This is a genomic window from Sphingobacterium sp. UBA7249, assembly GCF_002472835.1.
In the GTDB taxonomy this organism is placed as follows: Bacteria; Bacteroidota; Bacteroidia; order Sphingobacteriales; family Sphingobacteriaceae; genus Sphingobacterium; species Sphingobacterium prati.
Map to the genome: position 1 here is coordinate 75,817 of NZ_DKST01000025.1, position 23,237 is coordinate 99,053.

General features: G+C 40.1%; 12 protein-coding genes. 7 read left to right on the top strand and 5 right to left on the bottom strand.

What is annotated here, in order from left to right; genetic code table 11:
* Positions 1-85 precede the first annotated feature (85 nt).
* Positions 86-1,510: a D-alanyl-D-alanine carboxypeptidase/D-alanyl-D-alanine endopeptidase gene (gene dacB / locus B4A24_RS17005; RefSeq protein WP_293946258.1), complete on the bottom strand. Its 1,425-nt coding sequence runs from the start codon at positions 1,508-1,510 to the stop codon at positions 86-88.
* 173 nt (positions 1,511-1,683) lie between these two features.
* On the opposite strand from dacB, the gene B4A24_RS17010 reads away from it, so the two are divergent.
* Positions 1,684-3,459, top strand: coding sequence for an aminopeptidase P family protein (locus B4A24_RS17010; RefSeq protein ID WP_293946259.1), 1,776 nt, complete (start codon positions 1,684-1,686; stop codon positions 3,457-3,459).
* A 172-nt stretch (positions 3,460-3,631) separates the two neighbouring features.
* On the opposite strand, the gene B4A24_RS17015 is transcribed toward B4A24_RS17010, so the two are convergent.
* Both B4A24_RS17015 and B4A24_RS17020 read right to left on the bottom strand, forming a co-directional pair.
* Positions 3,632-4,030, bottom strand: coding sequence for a response regulator (locus B4A24_RS17015; protein WP_293946260.1), 399 nt, complete (start codon positions 4,028-4,030; stop codon positions 3,632-3,634).
* 350 nt (positions 4,031-4,380) lie between these two features.
* Positions 4,381-6,174, bottom strand: coding sequence for an alpha-L-fucosidase (locus B4A24_RS17020; protein WP_293946261.1), 1,794 nt, complete (start codon positions 6,172-6,174; stop codon positions 4,381-4,383).
* Positions 6,175-6,399: 225 nt separating this feature from the next.
* Between B4A24_RS17020 and B4A24_RS17025 the strand changes: the two genes are divergently transcribed.
* The 3 genes from B4A24_RS17025 to B4A24_RS17035 all read left to right on the top strand — a co-directional run bounded on the left by B4A24_RS17025 (position 6,400) and on the right by B4A24_RS17035 (position 13,027).
* Entirely contained in the window at positions 6,400-9,486 is a 3,087-nt protein-coding gene (locus B4A24_RS17025) for a SusC/RagA family TonB-linked outer membrane protein (RefSeq protein WP_293946262.1), read from the top strand.
* A gap of 98 nt (positions 9,487-9,584) precedes the next feature.
* Positions 9,585-11,141 carry a RagB/SusD family nutrient uptake outer membrane protein gene (locus B4A24_RS17030; protein WP_293946263.1) on the top strand — a complete coding sequence of 519 codons (1,557 nt, stop codon included), beginning with the start codon at positions 9,585-9,587 and terminating at the stop codon, positions 11,139-11,141.
* Positions 11,135-13,027: an alkaline phosphatase gene (locus B4A24_RS17035; RefSeq protein WP_293946264.1), complete on the top strand. Its 1,893-nt coding sequence runs from the start codon at positions 11,135-11,137 to the stop codon at positions 13,025-13,027. The genes B4A24_RS17030 and B4A24_RS17035 overlap by 7 nt, the downstream gene beginning before the upstream one ends.
* A gap of 100 nt (positions 13,028-13,127) precedes the next feature.
* Here B4A24_RS17035 and B4A24_RS17040 read toward each other — a convergent pair whose 3' ends face one another.
* On the bottom strand, positions 13,128-14,591 hold the full coding sequence (locus tag B4A24_RS17040; protein ID WP_293946265.1) for a hypothetical protein: 1,464 nt from the start codon (positions 14,589-14,591) through the stop codon (positions 13,128-13,130).
* Between the two features lie 312 nt (positions 14,592-14,903).
* Between B4A24_RS17040 and B4A24_RS17045 the strand changes: the two genes are divergently transcribed.
* The gene (locus B4A24_RS17045) at positions 14,904-16,004 is read left to right on the top strand and encodes a Fic family protein (RefSeq protein ID WP_293946266.1); all 1,101 of its coding nucleotides are present in this window, start codon (positions 14,904-14,906) and stop codon (positions 16,002-16,004) included.
* 37 nt (positions 16,005-16,041) lie between these two features.
* Here the strand turns inward: B4A24_RS17045 and B4A24_RS17050 are convergent, their stop codons facing one another.
* Positions 16,042-17,133 carry a DKNYY domain-containing protein gene (locus B4A24_RS17050; RefSeq protein WP_293946267.1) on the bottom strand — a complete coding sequence of 364 codons (1,092 nt, stop codon included), beginning with the start codon at positions 17,131-17,133 and terminating at the stop codon, positions 16,042-16,044.
* A gap of 852 nt (positions 17,134-17,985) precedes the next feature.
* Here B4A24_RS17050 and B4A24_RS17055 point away from each other — a divergent pair.
* On the top strand, positions 17,986-19,710 hold the full coding sequence (locus B4A24_RS17055) for a hypothetical protein (protein ID WP_293946268.1): 1,725 nt from the start codon (positions 17,986-17,988) through the stop codon (positions 19,708-19,710).
* An 85-nt stretch (positions 19,711-19,795) separates the two neighbouring features.
* Positions 19,796-23,221: a DEAD/DEAH box helicase gene (locus B4A24_RS17060; protein WP_293946269.1), complete on the top strand. Its 3,426-nt coding sequence runs from the start codon at positions 19,796-19,798 to the stop codon at positions 23,219-23,221.
* Positions 23,222-23,237 lie beyond the last annotated feature (16 nt).

Genomic DNA, 23,237 nt, shown 5'->3' on the forward strand with positions numbered 1-23,237 from the left:
ATTAATTTTAAGGCTACAAATCTATCATTCTTTTTGACAATTGAAAATATTTGCCAATATCTTATTATAAATAGACAATAATATGTTATTTTAAGATATCAAGCAATTTAAACATTTGTTTGCGCATATTGGCGCCTGATCCCGAATAATTATTGACCAATAGTGTAAAGGTAAATGACTGCCCGCTTTTATTGGTGTGAACACCGGTATAGCCAAGAACTCCACCAATTGTTCCACTTTTCATCTTCATATCGTTATAGATCGGAAGGCTTTCGTAGAATACAGGATACCAATTTTGCTTTTGTGCATATTGCATGATTTTATTCATGGCTAGGGTAGTGACCCTATTTTGTGGCGAGAGCCCCGAGCCATCCATGCTATTGATCTCACCCGCTTTGATGCCCAATTTAGCATTCCAATATTTCTGGATATAATTAGCGCCATCATCCGTGCCTGTTTTTCCTGCAGTGGTATAGGCGATCGCCTTTAATAAGGCTTCCCCATAGAGATTGATACTTTTTTGATTAAACCAATAGACAATTTTGTCCATAGTAGGCGATAGATGTACATCCAATATTTGTTTTTGGGAGAGGTCTATAGAATCCATCTTTGCACCTGTTGCGGGGGCTTGGGCCGCAATAATAGCCTGCTTATTGAGACTTTCATTCAATTGGAAAGCCAAGTCATAGGCCGGGTCAGGGGAAGCAAGTTCGATGGTCTTCTTTAGATCTTGACCATAAGTACCACGAATAAATATTTTGGTGGAATAGGGTGCTGCGTAGGCATAGACGTTATCACCACTACCGACTTTGCCTGTTGTGGTTTCATTGATAATTTGCAAATAAGGCACTTGGATCGTATAATTGATGATTTCAGCTTTTACCCCCACTTTGGCTGCAGGATTAAAATTAATTCCAAAGGCATTTTCGCGCCAATTGAGTGATGAGATGCCTGCTCCATAATAATTGCCCATATCTGTCCAGATCCATCCCCCCGGTATCTGGTTGCCATTGTACAGCCGATCGTCAGCAATTACTGCGCCATTGATGCTTCGAATTCCGGCATGCTGAATGGCCGAGGCCCATTTGTTCAGCACAACATCAGCTTTGGTCTCTGGGTAACGCTCGCTACCCAATGTGGGATCTCCAGTTCCTGATACGATGATATTGCCATTCAGTACTCCATTTTCATCTATTGTACCTGTATAGTATAAGGTTGTTTTGAATTGATAATTCTTTCCCAAAAAATCCAACGCTGTGGCTGCTGTAATTACTTTCATCGTGGATGCTGTGGCCAACCCGATATTTTCATTGGCGGCATAGATAGGTTGGCCTGTCTTTCCGTCAAATACCGTGAGAGAACTTATGGCGTTCTTAAGATTTTCCTGACTTTGAAATTGATTGAATGCATCTTGGATTTTGGTTCTGGTATCCTGTGCAAATAAAGAATTTGTCACAGCCATCAGTGCGGAGGCGGATAATGCAATGGAATAAAAGGTAAATTTTTTCATCAACATGTAATTTCTTCGGACGGTAATACTGCCCGGTTATTTGATCGTGTACTGCTGGTACGATATATCAATTTATGTAAGTGTATAGCAGTTAACGCTGTTTGTTTTATTTGGCTTAAAGTTAGGCATTCGACCCTAAAAAATCCTAACTTGCATAAAATTGTATAGACGACATGAAGCATATCGAAAAATTAGCTGCTATTCGTGAGGCTATGAAGATTCAAGGAATTGATGGATACATTATCCCATCATCAGATCCTCATATCAGTGAATATTTACCAGAACGTTATAAATGTATTTCCTGGGCGTCAGGATTTACCGGTTCTGCAGGTACGTTGGCGATTACACAGGACTTTGCAGGTCTTTGGACAGACTCAAGGTATTTTGTCCAGGCCAATGAACAATTAGATGGAACGGGTTTTGAATTGGTTAAGTTGAAAGCCCAAGGTGCTGCGGAATATGCAGACTGGCTTGGTGAGCGGTTACATGCTGGAGCGAAAGTTGCTTTTGATGGTAATCTTGCCTCACTTTTGGTGGCGCAAGCTGTCAAAGGTACTTTGGAGCCTTTGGATATACAGGTGGACGGTCATGTTGATTTACTATCTGATTTATGGGTAAATAGACCTGAGTTGCCTAAAGCGCCGGTCTACTTATTGCCCGAAAGCATTACAGGACAATCTACCGGAGCGAAGATTGAAGCAGTAAGGGCCGAAATGAAGAAAAATCGGACTGATGCACATTTAATCTCTTCGTTAGACGATTTAGCATGGTTGCTAAATATCCGTGGGCAGGACGTCCCCTGCAATCCGGTCGTTTTGGGATTTGTATTGATAACGGCCAATACGGCGACGCTCTACATCGAGCGGTCAAAGTTGAGCGCAGAGGCGGTAGCCGAATTAAAGGGATATGGCGTTGAAATCGCTGCATACGAGGATATCTACCAGACTATCGAGACATTATCAGCGAATGCTATCTTAATTGATCCAAAACGTACTTGTTTTGCTGTATTTGATAGTGTACCTGAAAGTGTTAAAATCATAGAAAAAATAAACCCTTCTACGAACTTAAAAGCAGTTAAGAATAAGGTTGAAATTGAAAATAACAGGCATACGTTTGTAAAAGACGGTGTTGCGCTTACAAAGTTTTTTAAATGGTTGGAAGAAAATGTTGCCAGCGAAGGGCTTTCTGAGCTGTCAATTGCAGATAAGCTGCGCGGATTCCGCGCGGACCAGGATGGATTTGTTGACGTTTCTTTCACGACAATAGCTGGGTATCTTGATCATGGTGCATTGCCTCATTATTCAGCGAATGAGAAATCCAACTATACCTTGCGTTCCAAAGGCCTATTATTGGTGGATTCGGGTGGTCAATATAAAACAGGTACAACAGATATTACACGGGTTGTTTCCCTCGGTGGACTTACGCAGGAGGAAAAAGAGGATTATACTTTGGTGTTGAAAGGTACGATAGAAGGTTCGCAGGCAATTTTTCCTGTTGGGACCAGAGGCTATCAGATTGATGCTCTTACCCGTCAGCCACTTTGGGCGACATTGCGTAATTATGGACATGGCACGGGACATGGCGTTGGATTTTTCTTAAATGTACATGAAGGACCACAGGTCTTTAATGCAGCAGCGATAGATGTAGCTGTGGAGCCAGGTATGATCACCTCTATCGAACCTGGGCTCTACCGCGTTGGTAAACATGGTATCCGTATCGAAAATCTAGTGTTGGCACGTAAAGCAGGCTCCTCAGAATTTGGTGAATTCCTGGATTTCGAGACATTGACGCTATGCTATATTGCGACCGACTTGATTGAAAAATCTTTATTAGAGAAAAAGCATATCGATTGGTTGAATAATTATAACCAATGGGTATTTGATCAGTTGGCCATGCATCTTTCGAGCGAAGAGAAGAACTGGCTAGCAGACAAATGCAAGGCAATCTAATAATTTTGAAAAAATAGGGACCTGTATTTTGCCGGTTCCTATTTTTTCAACTAAGACGGTTTTATTGTGTTCGTTATTGGGACCAGCTTCATTTCTCAGCTTTTTGCTCCGATGATGCAGTGTATTATGCGTCTTACCGGCCTATATGGTACTCAGTGGGAAACCATGAATTTTAACGGGCTGTTCTCAAAATTTCATATAATAGTTCTTTGCCAAAAGGTTTCAAAATAAAACCACTTATAAACGGATAATTTACTAGCTGCTCCTGATCTTTCTGACTGGATGAAGAGCTGATGATAAAGATCTCGCTTTGACTGACAAAATCCCTTTTATCCTTTAAGACTTCCATTAATTCCCAGCCTGTCATCAGGGGCATACTGATATCAACAAAGAGTAAGGCTGGTTCTGGCGATACACTGCTATCATGTGACTCCAAAAAATCCAATGCGTTTTCAAAAGGATGAAATTCAATAGGGTAATCTGGAAAACCCTGAAGTATATAGCCAAAAATGGTGCGTAAGATCGCATTGTCGTCTATAAGGATGACTTTTCTTTTATTTTCCTGATTCATTACGCTCTTTCTAAAAATTTGACGGAAAAGCCGCTTTCTTCACCACCCTTTCACAAATCTATTGTTTTACCATCAGGTGATCTGATATTATGTTAAAAACAAGCCAATATCCTTATTCTGAAGCATGCAATGCAAAACCTCCTTAAAACACGAGGTGTCAGGACTTGTATTTAGGTAGATTAATGCTTAGTCCATGCTAATATTTACTCTAAAATAATAAATAAATATTCAAATAGGCAACATTTGTATAAAGAGTTATTAGATATGCTATGAGGTAACACCATTTTAAATCAAAAAAACTTTGGCTGCCAAAGTTTTTTTGATTTTTTAAATACGGTTTTGAGAATAGTTTAGTGTTTTGTTTTCTCCAGCCATAACCAATTAAACCAGAACGGAAGCTGCTGGCGGCTTTTGTAGGTCAGGATATATTTTCCGGGTTTATCAAATTTGAATGTTCCGATTCGTTTTTCTACAAACTCTTCGGTGTAGTTATTTTCATTCGGTTCAACAACCATTTTTTTGCCAGGGGCAAAACTTCCCTTGAGTTGTTGACTAGCAAGATCAATCTCGAACGGAATATGCTCTTTGTTTGGGTTGTGGGCAGAGAGATCCAGCGCATAAGTTCCTACTTCTGGAATAGTGACTTCCCAGTTTATCGTTGTATTTCCGGCAAGTACAGCATGAGTTGGATTTTTGCCGTTATACGGTACAATTTTCAGATTGCTATTTAGGCTATTGGTTGATTTTAGGGAAAAACCGCCAAAGGTTGATTCAGGGACCGTGTTTCTGTCCAGTTCCAAAGAGCCGTCAAAGGTCAGTTTTACCTCTGAGACATAATGATCCGGTTGGTCTCCTGGTAATTCAATATGTATTGAACTAAGTTTCTGTTCATAGTTCAAACTTGTCAAACTACTACCTTTCAGCAGTGCTATGCTAGAGGGCTTGGATTTGATGCCCGTAATACGAAGTTTGTGATCCAATGGCCAGTTAAATACATGCGCATATACAACTGTTTTATTTTGTTCGATTTTGGTGGTCAAATAGCCCCAGTCAAAGTGGTTGTTTTTTAAGGAAAGACCAGTGCCGCCATAGATGCTTTGGCCATAGCTGTTTAACCAGCTGCCGACATTATGTAATCGGCTTACACTTTCGTAGGGGACAGTGCCATCAGCCCGGGGGCCGATGTTTAAGGTAAATCCACCATTGAGGCTAACATTGGAGATCAGTGACTGAAAAATCTGGCTTGTCGATTTCCATTCGTTTTCTTGGCCGTTATAACCCCAAGAATGAGCGATGGTACCTGGTGTCTCCCAAGGATGAGCAATAAAGTTGCTGCCAAACTGGTTGTCACCCAGTGTTTCGAAATCTACATTTTCGGCATCTGTAGGAAGGCCGAGACGTGAATTGATCAGGCAATTCGGCTGTAGCTCTCGGATTAATTTTACCACCTGGAGTAGTTGTTCTTTTTTAATAATAGATTTTTGATAAGGAATCCACATATCAAACCAAATGAGTGAAATATCGCCGTAGTTGCTCATGAGTTCACGGAGCTGTGGAACGACTTTTTCTTGCCAGTACTGGTTATATTGCGCATCTGTCACATGACCGGATAACTCCTGTTGATGGTTCCAGCCATAGGGATGTTCCCAGTCGATCCAATGTGAGTAGTAGAATCCGAGTTTTATCCCATGCTTTTTACAGGCCGCTGCGATTTCTTTGATCACATCGCGGTTAGCACCACTAAGTTTAGGTAAGCTATAAGTGCCTACTTTGGTATCCCAAAGGGCTACACCATCGTGGTGTTTGGTGGTGATGATGATGTATTTCATTCCGGCCTCCTTAGCCAGTAGTACCCACTGTTCGGGATCTATCTTATCCCAATCGAAGCGTTTGGCCAGACTGCCATATTCTTCCTTTGATACCCGGTTGCGGTAGCGCAGCCACTCCGCATAGTTATTCATATAGCGTAAGGGTTCGCCTTTCCATATCCCTTCCGCAGCGCTGTATAGCCCCCAGTGGATAAACATGCCAAAGCGGGCATCTTTAAACCAGTCTGCCTTTCCACTATCTTGTGCAAAAAGTTTGATGGAAGTGCTGAGGAGCAGTAAGGAGAAGATCGCGATTTTTTTGAGTTGTGCTATCATTAGGTTATTCGATTTTGGATTGCAAGATAAGTAAAAAAAAAGAATGCTAAATCGTATTTTTTAATATGTATATACATTTGATGGCGTGGGAAAAATTTATATTTTTATGAAAACCAAAAAAAATAGACCAATTAAACGAACTGAAGATGGGTTTACATTTTTTTAACATGATGTTAAAATTTGGATAACCCCTAATTTCTACTTTCGCCACACATTATCAATCATATGAATAAATTTCTAATTCTACCACTCGCACTTGGAATTGCCTATCAGGGACAAGCATTTCCTAACAAAAAGTCTTTTTTGTTTACTATTGGAAGTAGTGTCTTTCAGGAGCAAGTCACAGGGACAGTAGTTGCGAACAATGGCGTTCCTGTTGCAGGAGTAACAGTTAAAAACGTTCAATCAGGAAAAACAGCAATGACTGATGCACGGGGACAATTTCAATTGTCTGCCAGAAAAGGTGAAACCTTGCGTTTCAGTTTTGTCGGGTACAAGTCCCTCGATCAGCAGGTGACGGGCAATAGCCTTTCCGTGACGTTAGCCGAAGATGCCAGTCAATTGGAGGAAGTCGTGGTGGTTGGTTATGGTACACAGCGGAAGAGTACAGTTTCTGGGGCTGTTGCTACCACGGATCTGAAAGGTACAAACAGCCGTTCAATGGCCGGAATAGGAGAAGTGCTTCAAGGGAAGACACCTGGCGTTACAGTAACAGCAGAGGGGGGAGATCCCACTTCGAAACCAAGTATCAATATTCGTGGTATGGGTGGTATCAATGGTGAACAACCGTTATACGTTGTCGATGGTGTACTCCAGGCAAGAGCTCCAGAACTCAATCCCAACGATATCCAAGATATCAGCGTATTGAAAGATGCAGCGGCCGCGGTCTATGGAGCGCGTGCCTCTGGCGGTGTTATTTTGATTACGACAAAAGGAGGTAAGAACGGTGATTTGAAGATTGATTTTGAGGCTAAGTATGGTGTACAAAAAGCACATAATCTACTGCAATCGCTGAATGCGGCAGATCGGGCAATGATCTCTAATTTGGCCGCTGATAATGCCGGTGTAGCACGCGATCCGGCTTTTGACGCTGCAAAAAATCCCGATGGGCAGATTACCCGTACCGATTGGGTAGATGAAATTTTCCGTACAGCACGTACACAGGATTATAATATATCTGCAAGCGCTGGCAATGAAAAGTCTTCTTTTTACACAGGGTTCAATTACCGAAATGCTGAGGGTATATTGATTAATACCTATACCAAGCGATATAATTTTCGTGTAAATTCGCAGACCCAGGTAACACCATGGTTGAAATTGGGCGAAAATATTTCCTACTCCTTTACCAATGGACAGGGCGCCAATACAAGCTCGGGTTATACAGGCGCAGTATTATCCGCGATTCACTATCCAAGGAATGTATCTGTTTATGATGCCGCAGACAAGTTTTCGGGACTTCCAGAAAAATATGGTCCCGGATCTTACGGTGATGTCATCAATCCGGTAGCTTATCTGATGCGATTGGATGTCAATAATCCAGTGCACAATCTATTGATCAACCCGTATGTTGAGTTTAAATTGCTTCCCGGGTTGAGGTTTAAGTCAAATTTTGCCTATACAAAGCAATTCACCGATTTCAAAGAATTTACCGCACGAATCCCAGAGATTGGAAAACCTTCTTTGTCCAATTCACTTGCAGTCAATACCAATCGTCTGACAGATATCTTGGCTGAGCAGACATTGACGTACGAAAAAGATTTTGGTTTACACCATTTCGACGCCCTGGCAGGATACATGTATCAAAAAACGACAGAGAATTACAGTAACGTGGTGGGCGAAAATTTCGATGATGAAGCCAAAAACTACCGTTACTTAGTCAATGCCGGACGTATTAAGCCTATCGAAGATGGTAAGCTTGAGCAATCTTTAATTTCTTACCTCTTACGTGCAAACTACAATTACGACAATCGTTATATGTTGACCTTGATCGGGCGTCGCGATGGTACTTCATTGGTGGCAAAAGATAACAGATTCCAAAATTACGGTTCTATTTCTGGAGCTTGGGCAATCCATCGTGAGGCATTTCTTTCGGATTCCGAAGTAATCAATACCTTGAAATTAAGAGGAAGTTATGGTATTTTAGGTAATCTGGGATCGTTGACTTCTACGGCTGTAAGTCCGTTATTACAGCGTGTAGACAATTGGGTGGGTAAAATACCAACGTTAATGCCAGGATATGTGGAAAAAATCATGGGCAATCCTATATTGACCTGGGCGCAATCGAAGCAGACGAACATTGGTTTAGATATCGGTGTATTAAATAATCGTTTGACCCTGAATGCGGATTATTTCGTTAAGCGGACAGATCGGATGTTGATGGACATCGCATTAGCAGGGACGACTGGTATGCAGACGAAAACTGTCAATGGTGGACGTGTTACGGACAAAGGAATTGAACTCGCTGTGACCTATAGCAGCAAATCAGACGCAGCCTTCCAATATGATATTTCAGCTTCAGTCAATAAGATCTCCAATAATGTGGATTATCTAATTGATGATTTCCCTCGAATAACCTCGCAGGTAGACTATCGTGGCATCCTGAAACCTTTGTTGACCGAACCCGGTCAGCCACTGTATTCATATTATGGTTTAGAAACTGCTGGTCTTTTTAGATCCAATCAGGATGCTGAGCAATATAAAAACAGTGTTGGGACAAAAATTCAACCGAATGCCCAGGCTGGAGACATGAAATTTGTCGACCAAAACGGGGATGGTAAGATCGATGATAATGACCGTGTATTTTTGGGCAGTGCTTATCCGAATTTTAATTATGGTTTGACTTTTAACGGTAGCTATAAGAATTTTGACGTCAATATCTTTTTCCAGGGGGTACAAGGTAATAAACTATTTAACAGTTTGAAATATACCGGTTTGAATGCCGCATCCGGACAGCCTTATAACATGTTTGAGGAAATTAAGAATGCATATTCAGAGAGCAATCCAAATTCAGATATACCACGTGTGTCGGTAAAAGACCCCAATGGTAACTTCTCGAATGTGTCAGATTTCTATGTAGAAAATGGATCATATCTACGTTTAAAAAACCTGACCCTAGGCTATACGCTGCCGCGGGAGCTGACACAAAGGTATAAGGTGCAGAAGTTGAGGTTCTTTGCTTCGGCAAGCAACCTGTTTACCGTGACGAAATATACGGGAATGGATCCTGAGGTAGGAATGAACAATTATGGTGTGGATGCAGGCCGCTATCCACAATCGCGTACTTTCCTATTGGGAGCAGCTGTTACCTTTTAATTTAAAATTTGGATAGATCAAGGATTAAATAAGGGTTTAAAGTCGGGAAACGAATGGTTAGACTCGACCATCCTATGCATATTTAAATAAATACTCCAATGAAAAAAATAACTCGAACTATATGTTTTGCCCTGCTTTTAGGAAGTATGGGAATATCTTTTCAATCTTGTACCAATAAATTGGATATCCTGCCTGAGGGCGCTCCTTCAAAGGCAAGTTTTTGGAAAACAAAAGAAGATGCGATAAAAGGAGCCAATGGGCTTTATTACCTCTATGATGAAGAAGATTTCTATGGCCGTGGATTTGCGTGGTTTATGAATGCCAGTGATGATATGGTTACCGGAAGAAATAATGCGCAAGCGGAAAACATCCGAACGTTTAACAGTAATTACATCGGTGGTGGTTATACCGAAACACAATGGCAAATGCGTTATGCAGTTATCAAACAGGCCAATGATATTTTGCGCTATGTTCCTTCAATCTCCATGGATGAAGCTTTAAAGAAGCGCATTCTGGGGGAAGCGAATTTTAACGCAGGTTACATGTACTTTCAGTTGGCTGTGAATTACGCGGATGAACGAGCAGGCGTGCCTATTGTTACCGTTGAAAATATGGATAATCAAAAGGCTACACCAAGAGCGGCCAATATCGAAGAAAATTATCGTCATATTGAAAAGTTGCTGAAAGAGGCTGCTGATCAGCTGCCTTTTTTCAATGAATTGGAAGAAGCGGATTATGGCCGGGCGCATAAGGTGGCGGCATGGGCTGTGCTTTCCAAAATGTACCTGTATAAGAAAGATTATAAAAACGCCATCCTCTATGCCGATATGGTGATCAATCAAGGCAAACGTGGATTAGAGAAGTCTTTTACGGATGTTTTCAAAGCAGCGAATAACTGGGGATCCGAATACATCTGGTCTGTCACAAGCACAGCAGCAGGTACCGATGGTTGGGGATCTATTTTACCGGGTGTTATGTTGACCAATGGAGCCTGGGGCCTATACAATGGCTGGGGCTACTATATGCCAACCAAAGAATTGTATGACTCCTATGAAGTCGGTGATGTGCGTCGGGAAGCAACGATTTTGAAGCCAGGGGATAAGTTTATGTTTTTTGGCAAAGAGCGGATATTTGAACCTGCAGGTTCAGCGACTTGTGATATGCAGTTCAATAAATATATGGAGCCTTTCTCGCATACGGATCCAGTAAAAACGGGGCATGTGAGTCCTAATGGGAATCATATGGCGACGGATCTAAATGTGCATTTGATCCGTTTTGCAGAAATATTACTTATTAAAGCAGAGGCTTCGATTATGCTCAACGGTGCCGGGGCCGGAGACAAAGAACTCAATATGATCCGTAATCGTGCCAACCTTATTGAAAAAACAGGGATGAGCTTGGACGATCTGAAACGCGAACGTCGTAATGAGCTGGCAGGCGAATTTGCAGATCGTCACCGCGACTTAGTACGCTGGGGCGATGCGGAGGCAACCTATGCCAAACCACTCCATACCTATGCTATGGTGAACGGTTCAGGTATGCCAATCGAGTTTGCCGGTCGTAAGTTTGACCCGAAAATTCACCATGTATGGGCTGTGCCACGTAGGGAAGTGGATAATAGTGGAGGTCTGATTAAACAGAATCAAGGATGGTAAGTGTTTCAAAGATCTCCCGAAATAAATTGGGGGCCTTATTGATAATCGCCGGCTTGTGTGGGGCACCTGTATGGTCCTCCGCACAAACGCTGAATGAGAAGTTTGAGCAGCTGATGTTCAACCGCGACAAGGGACGGGAAGGAATAATCCACTATGCGGGGCATAGTCACAACGACTATTGGCAGCCGCAACCGTTCTATACAGCTTACTACGCGGGGATGCAGTCCATCGAGGCGGATATTTTCCTCCGTGATGGAAAACTGATGGTGGCACATGAGACAAAGGAAATCAAAATGGAGAATACGCTCAATGCGCTTTACCTGGATCCTGTTGCCAAACTATACAAAAAAAATGGAGGAAATGCATTTGCGGATAAGTCAAAGCACCTTCAACTTTTGATTGACATAAAAGAAAATTACAAACAGCTATTGCCTGTGTTGATCAAAACACTTGAACAGTATGGTGATCTATTCAATCCGCTTAAAAATCCCAATGCTATTAAAGTAATTGTGACTGGTGGAAGACCAAAACCCGATGGGTTTAAGGACTATCCCAAATGGCTGTTTTTTGATGGTGAAGTGAATTGGAACTATGATCCTGCAAGCCTAGCGCAAACAGGGTTGATCAGTGCTGATCTGAAAGACTACACGGATTGGAACGGAAAAGGGTTGCCTGAAAATATTCCAGCGATCAGGAAAGCGATCGCCAAGGCAGATTCATTGGGGCTGCCGTTCCGTTTTTATGGAACACACGATAGCCCAAATGCTTGGCAGCAACTGATTAATATGGGCGTGTATTGGATCAATACCGATCATCCCAAGACTTTAGAATTATTTCTTGATCAGCGTGAACGTTCATCTTTCCAATTAGCAAAACCACAGGCTATCTATACCCCAAGTTTTCAATATGACGGCCAGGATCGCAAGGTGAAACGGATTCTATTGTTAATTGGAGACGGAATGGGACTAGCCGCTGTAAAAGCAGCGACATTAGCCAATGGCGGTGCACTCAATATGACACAGATCAAAACAGTCGGATTGTCACAGACTGAGGCATTGAATTCGGATAATACGGATTCTGCAGCCGGAGGGTCGGCCATCGCCGTAGGGCAGAAAGTAAATAACCGGGCCATTGCGGTAGATTCGAATGGTAAGTCACTTCCAAGCATTGCTGCGGTACTGGCTGATCATGGATGGAAAACAGGAGTAATCAGTATCGGTGATGTGACAGATGCTACGCCGGCTGTATTCTATGCACATCAGCAAGAACGGAATGAGAGTGAATCGATCTTAGGACAGTTTCAACATTCCACCATGGATTTCATTTTGGGAGGAAAACCAGATTGGTTGAAGAAGAAAAGTGACTGGAAAGGATACGCTGGTGTTTCGGTTGAGAAGGATCAGATCAATCAAGCCGGAGGTAAGCAAATGGTGTTTCTCTCAGATGAGCTGTTGAAGCCAGCGAAAGATGGTCGCCAAATGATTTTGAAACAGTCTATGCTGGACGGCATAAAGTTTCTGTCCCGCGATAACAAGCCATTCTTTCTGATGGCTGAATCTGCGCAGATTGATTATGCCGGTCACGCAAATGATCTCAAATATTCAGTCATGGAAACATTGGATTTTGATAAAACAGTAGCGGAAGCCCTCAAGATCGCCGATCAGGATCCGGAGATGCTGGTTGTAGTAACTGCTGATCATGAAACCGGGGGAATTACATTGCTCGATTCCGACCGTAAATCAGGACGTGTGCTAGTTAATTTTAGTAGTAACGATCATACGAATGCTTTCGTTCCGGTATTTGCTTACGGAGCTCGCTCGTTTTTATTCCGAGGAGTATACGATAATACCGCAATTTTCCACAAGCTTTTGGAAGCTGTAAAATAAAGTATTTAATTTCCTTTACATTTTCAAACCCCGTCTGTGTGTGAAGTCACAGCGGGGATTTTTTTGATAAAAAGCCTTTAAAAGGCGGCGATGGAATAAATTACTCCTTGTACTCTTTTCCGGTATAGATGTCAATGTGATAATAATTATCTCCATTTCCCTTGTCTTTTACCCGTACTAGACCACTTGGGTTGATTGTATCATAGCTTTTGGTCCCGATCTGCTGTTTTGTTTTATTATTGTACAAGGTAAAAGGACCATCTTTTTGCATCTGTAAGGCAAAGATCTGTCGTTGGCCATTCAGGATATCAATATGCTGAAAATTCGGCATCAAATCCCATGTTTTGGTCTCGGCATTCCAAAGACCCATAGTTGGGTCCTGCTTACCTTTTTTGACGTTGATAAGATATAATGCTTCGGTTTGATAAACATAATTTATTTTCCCTGTTTTCCAGTCTTTTTCAAGGGCGTTCTTTGTAAATAACATATGCTTATCTGGCCAGACTAGATAACCTACCTGATCCAAAATAAAGAAATCCTTGACGTTGATCTCATCCAATAAATTACCCTCCTTGTCAAGATACAGCCAGTCATAGGCCCATACCTCGTGGTCATAATTAAATCTTCCCAAAATAAAGTAAGGTGAATTATTGACAGAATACACAAGAGAAACTTCCTTCAAAAAAGCTATCTGTCCGGTGTTAGCCCGTTTGATCTGTTTGGGCAAAGCTTTCTCATATTGCGGAAAAACATAGATGGCACCCGTGTTGCTGTCTTTTAACAATTTGGGCACTGTTGGTTTATAGCGATCCTGATTGATGGAATCCAACTGTAAGGGCTGGCCGTTCCAAAGCAAATCTATTTTATCCACACCGACTAGATTGGAAGAAATAGGCTGCTTATGTTGAATATCGTAGATTTCAAAACGATTTTCAGCGCTGGGAATATATCGGCCATTTTCCAAAAGCATATCAATTTTTGTACTAAGCTTTTTTAAATACTGATTTTTTAGTTCATAAAGGTTTCCATTTAGGACGAAATGTTTATCATCCAGTTGGTATGCAGCCGAATTGTACTCGTTTTCGTCGTAGGAAACATCTTTGTTCAACAGGATCTGGTCGGTTTCAAGCACACGGATTTCTACCTTAACATAGGATGCTGTTTTTTTTATGCCACCGCCCATGATATTCCAGTCCCAGTTCCAGAAAGGCAGTTTTTTCTCATGTTCCCGACGTTTCATGAGCAGCGTCACCTGGCCTAGTGGTTGTACCCCAAGATCTGTATCAGAATAATTTTCTATAAAATCTCCTTTTGAATTAATCAAAGCCTGCTGATTCTTGTCATTTGAGACGATAGCGTAACCAGTGGGGGTAAAAGGTTCAGCCCTATAGAATTTTTGCGTCAGTTGCTTCTGGAGCGAGCTGTCCACATAGACGAATTGTTTGTCCTGGGTCTGCATCGGAATCCAATGGATGGATTTCAAGGATGGATTTATGGTGGATTCTTGTGCACAGGCTGTCATACAAAGAATGGATATTAAACCTACTATTATTGATTTGATCATCTTTTTTCTTTTTAATTGAAAGCGTTAGCTGTTAAAAGAGCAACGAAAAGCTTCGTATACGCTCATTGTGTCAATGCAACGCTTTATGATAGGATTCAGCTGAATACGGGGATCCTGAAGCTAAAGTAGGCGAAAATAGCCTTTGGAAAAATAGCCGAATTCAGTGATTATGAAGCGACTTGATTGGTTGCTGGGACAGCCATATTAAGCCCGTTTGTTCCTGCATTATTTTTTTCGATGAGCCGATTGAATTAGCTAATCGGCTCAAAATTTGCTTATATTTGAGCCGATTAGAATTTAAAATCGGCTCAAATGTATAATTGGCAATATAAAGAATGGCCCCATTTCAAATATAGTATCGAAGAGATTCTACCTATAGCTGTTGCATTTGCAAAAGAAATGGGAGAGCTTAATGGTTTGTTAACAGGATTAAATGCGGAACTAAAACAGGAAGCATTTATGGAGATTCTGATCGCTGAGGCAATGAAAACTTCAGAGATCGAGGGCGAATATATGAGCAGAGAGGACGTAATGTCCTCCATCAAAAGAAATCTCGGTATTAAAGATGACGTGGTCGTTCATGACCAAAGAGTTACTGGTGTTACGAAATTGATGACAACCGTACGGGAGAGTGCGGTAAAAGAATTAAGCGTCGATTTGATCAAGCAGTGGCATGCCATACTTATGGCAGGATTTCCGAAAATTAATGCGGGAGTATGGCGTACAGGTGATGAACCTATGCAGATAATTTCCGGCTCATATGGTAAAGAAGTTGTCCACTATGAAGCTCCTCCATCAGTTGTTGTTCCAAAAGAGATGGAGCAACTGGTTCATTGGTTTAAATCCTATGAAATTAAAGAGTCGGAGTATATTATCGGCGCCCTGATTAAGACAGCTATTGTCCATTTGTATTTTGAATCTATTCATCCTTTTGAAGATGGGAATGGACGGATCGGAAGAGCGCTGGCAGAATACACTTTATCCAATACATTACAGGCCCCTGTCTTGTTGTCGATATCAAAGACTATTGAAAAAAATAAGCAGGCTTATTATGAAAATCTAAAAATTGCTCAGGCTAGCTTGGATATCACAGGTTGGATAGGCTACTTTACCCAAGTTATTTTAGAATCTCAAAAAGAAGCAAAAGAACTGATTGAGTTTACAGTAATAAAAGCAAAGTTTTTTGATCGAAACCGCGACCTATTGAATGAGCGGCAGATGAAAGTTATTAATCGCATGCTCGAACAGGGAATTGATGGTTTTGTCGGCGGTATGACCGCAAAAAAGTATATGTCCATTACGAAGACCTCAAAAGCGACTGCAACAAGGGATCTGCAATACCTGCAAGAGCAAGGTATAGTTGAACAAATTGGGCTTGGAAGAGCAGTGCGTTATGAACTTATACTTAGTTAGACGACCGATTTTAAAATAATAGATTCAAGCGATATCATTATTTCTTCTCTACCGGAATAAGCTCCGCTCCACCTGCTTTGGGTCGGTACCAGTACTTGTTGCCCAGATTATCTTCAAAATCATAATTTACTTTTGATTTATCTACATTTCTGAAGCTTTTTACATCGGGACCGTCAAAGATTTTATCGCCTACGAAAATATGTCCGGCATCTTTGGCTACGGCATAATGCAAGACTTTAAAGGTGTGGAGATCAGCATTTGGGACTGGCTGTTGATTATAGTATACATGATTTTTATCACTTGCCCAAAAATGGACATTGCTTGATCCTTCCAATATTTTGAAGCTTTCGGCATCCACATCTGCGAAGGGAAAACGTTTTCCCTGAATAATAACCAAATGATCAATAACAATTGATTTTCTGTTCAACAATCTGATGTTGTTGACCGTAGGTAACGCCGTTTCAAGTACACCTATGCCTTGATAAGGTTCGTAATACAGCAGCTTTTTGCCATCCAAAATGATGTATTCATTGTTGAGTACATCAGTCTTATCCGTTGTGTAATTGAGTGGAAGGACACCTTTTTGTGTGACTACATAGAGCCTGTTTTTGTCTTTGACAAAATTTTCATTCAAAATTCTGAATGTTGCGTAATCTACGTCTATGGGTAAGGACTTGTAAAAATACTGTGTTTTGTCTTTGGAGAGAGCAGGAATTTTATCATAAAGTGTTGTATACGTTTCGGGATCAGCCCCTGTTACAACGGTGAGTTGTTGTTTACTGCATTCTCCCGTGGCTGAGGGAAAGCCTGTGAAATGAAAGACGTGATATTGATCCACAGGTATGTCTTTCTCGATTTTAAAGGTATTTGCATCTACGAATTGTTGTGGACAGCCCATAAAATAGATTGTATTCTTGTCGCGGGCATATACATCTTTAATGACAGAAAAACTATTTACATCTGCTTCCGTCTTTCTTGAACCGCGTTCAAAACCATTGCCTCCTGGGATAAAATAGATCGCTCCATTTTTCTTATAGTAGTCTTCAGACAATGGACTGACCTGCTCTTTGCAGGAAAAGAACAAACCTATGCATGTGCTGATAATTCCCATTTTAAAAATATATTTCATACTTTCCTTTCTATTGCTCCCTAATGATACATTGCTACTCCTGGATATAATGAACTGCAAAATCAATCCAATCTGGGATGGATCCAAATCGATATTGGGCCTTACGCTAATGTCGTCAATGAGTTATTGCGGTAGCCGCATCGATCTGTATGTTGGTAAAAACTATTAATCATTATCATAGCCAAATTGGTAAGAAGGTTTCTCGATGAAGATCTCCTTTTACGTTTGATAGATATCATTGTTCAGTTTGTTATATAAATCTATCTAAAAATCGAGGAAGTAAGGTGTTAATTTTAGATTTATTTATGATTCGTTGAATTTTGTTTACGATACGTAACCTTCGTTCCTAAAGGAGGTGTTTAGCATTTTATTGTGGATAATGGTGTTATATTGAACTAGCTATTAGGGTATATTATCGCGTGGGTAGACTACACTTTTCTAGGGATAAGCAGAGGAAGGTTAAAATTGAAAATGCAATCCTATTATTATAAATAATATTTGTATTTATTTTTGTTTATGCATATATTTGTATATATAAACTATAATAATGTATTGCTATTTGTTTTCTGTAAGAGGATTACAAACTGTTATATCCGTTCAATTGCCAACTGCGGACAATAACTTTTTCGCTTGATGAATATTTCAATACATTTTGATTTCCAGATTGGCACTTCCTAATAGACCAAGGGGCAAACGTTTATGTTTATTACCGTCTTGAACCCTATTTCGTCTCCTTGGTGACAACTACTGTTTTTTTACAAATTAAGTGTTTGTTATGTGCAATTATAGCTATCAACAGTCTTTGTTGAGCTATCTGTTGCGCCATTTTTTACCTAAAAATCATGTTTTGGAATGGAAATTAATAGCCAATTGATCATTGATCGTCTATCCGAGCGTATGGATCTCGATCGCGTTTATCTTGTTAAATACCAGTTTTTGGATCAGGAATATTATCATTTACTTCTAGCGCTCAGGCCCGTTAGCGGTCTTTCGCATAAGGTGTTAAAGCCTATAGTGGAGCTATGTTTGATGGATCAGGAGAATGTTTCCTTCGAATTAGTGCCAATTGGCGAAATGCTCAGCAAGATAAAAACAGGCAGTTTATATTATTCATATGCTTCCTTACCTGCGTATAATATTCATTTCGCCAATAAGAAAAAAAATCCACCCCTTAGCGCTAAAGAATTAAAGAGTGTTTTGGAAATTGCTGAAGAACATTATCAAAAGATGTTGCCTGTTTCCAAAAGTTTTCTTGAGGGTGCCGAAATGTTTGCCGAACAAGGAAACTATCAAAGAGCTGTATTTATGTTGCACCAAAGCGTGGAAAACCACTTGCGTTTTTTGCAGATTATGATCGATGGGAAAGCGAATAATGTCCATCATATCAATAACAGGATTAAGAGCCTCAATGAGCACTTTTCTATGCTAAGGGAATCGATAATAGGAAAGAATGAAGATGAAAAGGAGCGCTTCAAACTATTGGATAGTGCCTTCGATGCGGTGAAGCAAAATAAGGATATGGAAATTTCGGTATGTGATGCGTCTTGGCTCTATGATCACTGTACATTTATTCTTGATGTGGTTGAACAACTGTATTTGAGCTTTATAAAGGGCCTCCAAACGGGATATGAAAAATCACTGGTGGTGGAAACTCAGAAGATAAGAGAGGACAAAACCGCCGTATCCGGCAAATGTGTCGAAGCGGGGGAAACCATAATGCAGCAAGACGAACCTTTCTTCCATGCGTTTCCATGGCCGGAGCAGTATCAATCGGATATCTATCATTTGCTAGATCAGATTCGTCAGGAAAATCAACCTGAACAGATCATGTTGCTCAATTACTATGCAAGCAATGCCAGTGGGAAAGGATTATTTGATTATCCAAGGAAAGAAAGTGGGACAGCGGCGATCTATCTGGCCGTGATCAAAAAGAAAATCGGGTCAAGCTACTTTCGAAAAGTTTCATATGGTCATGTGACGGCTGTGGTCGTATTTTTAAATACCAATTTTATAGAGACAAAATTGAGCAAAGGAAGCCGCTTCTCCCAAACGATATGGAATGAGTCTGTTGTGCTTTATCGAAATCCAGCTTATAAACCGACTTATTTTATTTGTCCCATCAATTGGTCGGATACGTTGGTAAAAACCAAAAATACCTGGATACGCAATTTAAAACTTATACGTGATCTCGTGGAAATCATGTCTGGAGGGCATTCTTCCAGTAGGCAATTGGCAGCGCTCCTGTTGAACCAATTGGTGTCAATAGGACTGCATAGCTACCTTTATTTACGGATCGGTTATGCTCCGCCCAATGCTACGATAGAGGACCTGATCGAATGGACTTGCATCTGTGATAAAAAAGTAAAAGCATTTTTTGAACCCCACGGCTCTTTGGAAGAAATACTGAACAGCGAGATATTAAAAGTAATGAAAGGGCGCGTCTATGAACTTCCTGAAGAATTAGCCCAGCTCGATATGGACTATTTTGAGTCTAAGGCCAAAGCAGTTGGATGCTTCTTTACTGATCTGTGCGAGCAGAGTTTGGCGTATATGGAAAAGAAATCCCAGCTTAAATAAATTGAAGCTTACTATGAAACATTAGGTCCTCACCGAAGTCCGGTAGATTCAAAAATTTAAAACCATTATAACTAAACATAAATCAATGAAAAATGAAATAGGGACAACGATTCCATGGCAAAGCAAAGAAGGAAAGTCACTGTCGCTTGTTTATCTTAAAGGATTTTTTAACGAAAGATCTGCAAAATTTGATTGGGATTTTAAAATGCTACTGGAAGAAAGTGTTTTTAATAATATGTATTTATTCGAAGGTTTTTCTAAGGGAAAGGGAAATATTCGTATCCTAATCAGGTTGACGGCTGAGCATTTAAAAGCAAGTTGTTCTTGTGGAAGAGCGAGTGCTGCATTATGTGAACATACCTATAGCTTATTGCGCGAAAAGTTAAGTAGTAATAAATATTATTTTTCTCATCTATATGATCCAAAATGGTTTAAACCGCATTCTAATCAACGCAAACTGTTTAATTTGTCTCTTAAGAACGAACGCAGAGGGATAACGAAAATTGAAATCAATGCAACAGAAGATCATGGTAGCATTTATGGTTTTCATACACCTCAGGAGATATGCCATACAGCTAGCAATAAAATCTGTCCAATTGAACCTCCAATTCCTAAGTCAGAAGGCAAATTTATCGTTGCTATTCCGATCAATAATACGATTGATCAATTGCCTTTTTTACTCCCATTTTTAAGTGAAAATAATAAGAAAAACGTTTTCAAAGAAAGTTATTTGTTAAAGGTTGACATGCCACATCCGAAACATCTTTCCTGCCATGAAATGATGCTGGATACCGTAGCAAAAAAAATCATGGAGCTAGGGATTTTTGCATTTCGTTTCAATGAGGCGGATGAACTTTCATTTATAGAAAAGAATGAAAGGAATTGTCGAATAATGGATTTATGGAGAGATCTTGTGTCAAATCAATTATTTCAGGATGAGGTGATCTTTTTTAACTCCAATACGAACAATTTTGGCCTAAGAAATTGCCAATTCCGCTATAGCTCCAATTTCAATCAATCGCGTAAACTGAAAATAGCTAATGGTGATCTTAAACTTAAGATTAAAGTCATCGAAAACCAAGAAGGTTTGTTGATGGAAGTACTAAGCTATTATAAAGGTAATTTGTTGAAGAAAATAAAGTTTCTGAGCGATGTGCATAGTTTCTTTATGGAGCTGGGATCCAAGAATGTGCTTTTTATTGACGATTTACAAATTGGAAAATTGCTGAATCAATTTCGGCATTCGGCATTCAAAATTTTTGTTTTGCGACAGGATATTGGCAAATTCTATGAGGAAATATTACATCCGATAGCGGAGAAATTCCCTGTAGAATACAGAAATGAGATCCTTCAAGCTCAAACATCAGTAGGAAAGAAAATTGAAGAAACAAAAATATTAGAAGTTTCTCTAAACGACGAATTATTACGATTACGGGCATTTATTGATTTTGGGACAGTTACTTTGCCTATTGTTGAGATGCCTAGTACTACTGTTTTAACTTACATAGATAATGAAATTCAGGTTCAAGAGCGCAATATTGATGATGAGTCGGCCTTTAGCAATTTTATCAAAAATCAACACGAATCTTTTGAAGAACAGGTTTCCGCCCATACTTGGGAGCTGCGAACATCCCTAATTTCCCGAACAAATTGGATAAATAATCTTCGAAAGGCATGTCAAGATCATCAGATAACGCTTAAACTTACGGGATTAGTTAAAGGATCGAGTTACTATCCTTTCTCTTTAAAATGGGAAGTGGTGGGACTGAAGTCTCAATCAAATTTATTATATATCAACATAAAATTTAAACTGGGGAAATTAGTATTAGAACCGACTCAGTTTGAACAGTATTTATTTGAAAAGAAAAATTGGTTCAAAATCACTAATGGGGATCATATCTATATCAGCGACTCGTTGAAATCACTTTTTATACCTCTATTTGGTCAAGCCCGTGTAGAAGATCCATACATTATTTTGACTTCGGCCCAATTGATCTCTTTTCAAACACAATTGGAGAAAATAGATCCCAGGATTATTAATGATGGTACGAGAGATCGTCGCGATAAATTGGCTAATATGGCAGAAATACCTTTATTAGATGTTCCGGATACTGTCAAAGCAACGTTGCGACCCTATCAGAGGGTTGGTTTTAGTTGGATGGGATTCCTCCAAGAATTTCAATGGGGTGGTATTCTGGCGGATGATATGGGACTTGGAAAAACATTACAAGTAATTACTTTATTGGAATACTATTATCAAAATAATCCAGACGCAGACCCTTCCATTGTTATTGTTCCTAATTCATTGCTATTCAATTGGCAAAATGAAATTGAAAAATTTGTTCCGGAACGAAGTTATTATGTTTATCATGGTATGAAAAGAAAAGAGCAAGAGACATTAGCAAAAGCATCAATTGTGCTGACAACCTATGGGACAGCGATGACAGACTTTTCCTTTCTTCAATCTCAATCATTCAGTTATATGATTTTGGATGAATCTCAGATGGTAAAAAATCGAAATTCTAAACGGTTCGAATACCTTTTCTCCATTAAAGCGTTATTTCGAATTGCGATGACGGGCACGCCAATTGAAAATGGTATTCAGGACATCTACGCACAAATGACTATGGTTAATCCCGGCTTTTTTGGGAATTACAGAAATTTTAATAAAATGTTTAAGTCTATGGGAGAGGGGGAGGAAGTCGATACGCCACTCATGAATTTGCAAAAGATGATTGCTCCATTTATTCTGAGGAGAACCAAAAAGCAGGTCGCAATAGATTTACCAGATAAAACGGAGACTATTCTGTATTTGGATATGCAAGACGGGCAACGGAGAATCTATGATAACTATCGTAAAAAATATCGAGAGGAAATTGAAGAGAATTTAAACCGAGAAGACTCTTCAAAATCCAAATTCTTGGCCATAGAGGCATTACAGAAATTAAGACTGCTGTGTAATTCACCCGTATTAATGAAAGATGGCGGTTTAGCCAATGAATCTATCAAATTGGATTTTATTGATGAAATCATGGAAGAAGTAGCTCCCAATCATAAGATTCTTCTTTTTTCATCCTATACTTCTATGCTCAAACTCGTCGGTCAACGGATCGAAAAGTACAATATAGGGTACACCTATCTCGATGGTAGGATGAACCAGGAGCAACGGCAATCAGCGGTTGAAAGATTTCAAAATGAAGATACATGCCGTGTTTTTCTAATCAGCTTAAAAGCTGGTGGAACGGGTTTGAATCTTACTGCTGCGGACTACGTTTACATTTTGGATCCTTGGTGGAATCCAGCGGCTGAAGCTCAGGCAATAGATCGTTGTTATCGCATTGGTCAAGATAAACATGTGATGGCTTATAAGATTGTTTGCCGGGATTCTGTCGAAGAAGGGATTTTGGAACTTCAAGAAAGTAAAAAACGAGTGGCTGAAGGAGTGATTTTGGATGAAGCCAACCTGATGAAGTCTATTAGTAAAGAAGAACTGCTTAAATTATTTGAGTAACCAATTATAAACTTAA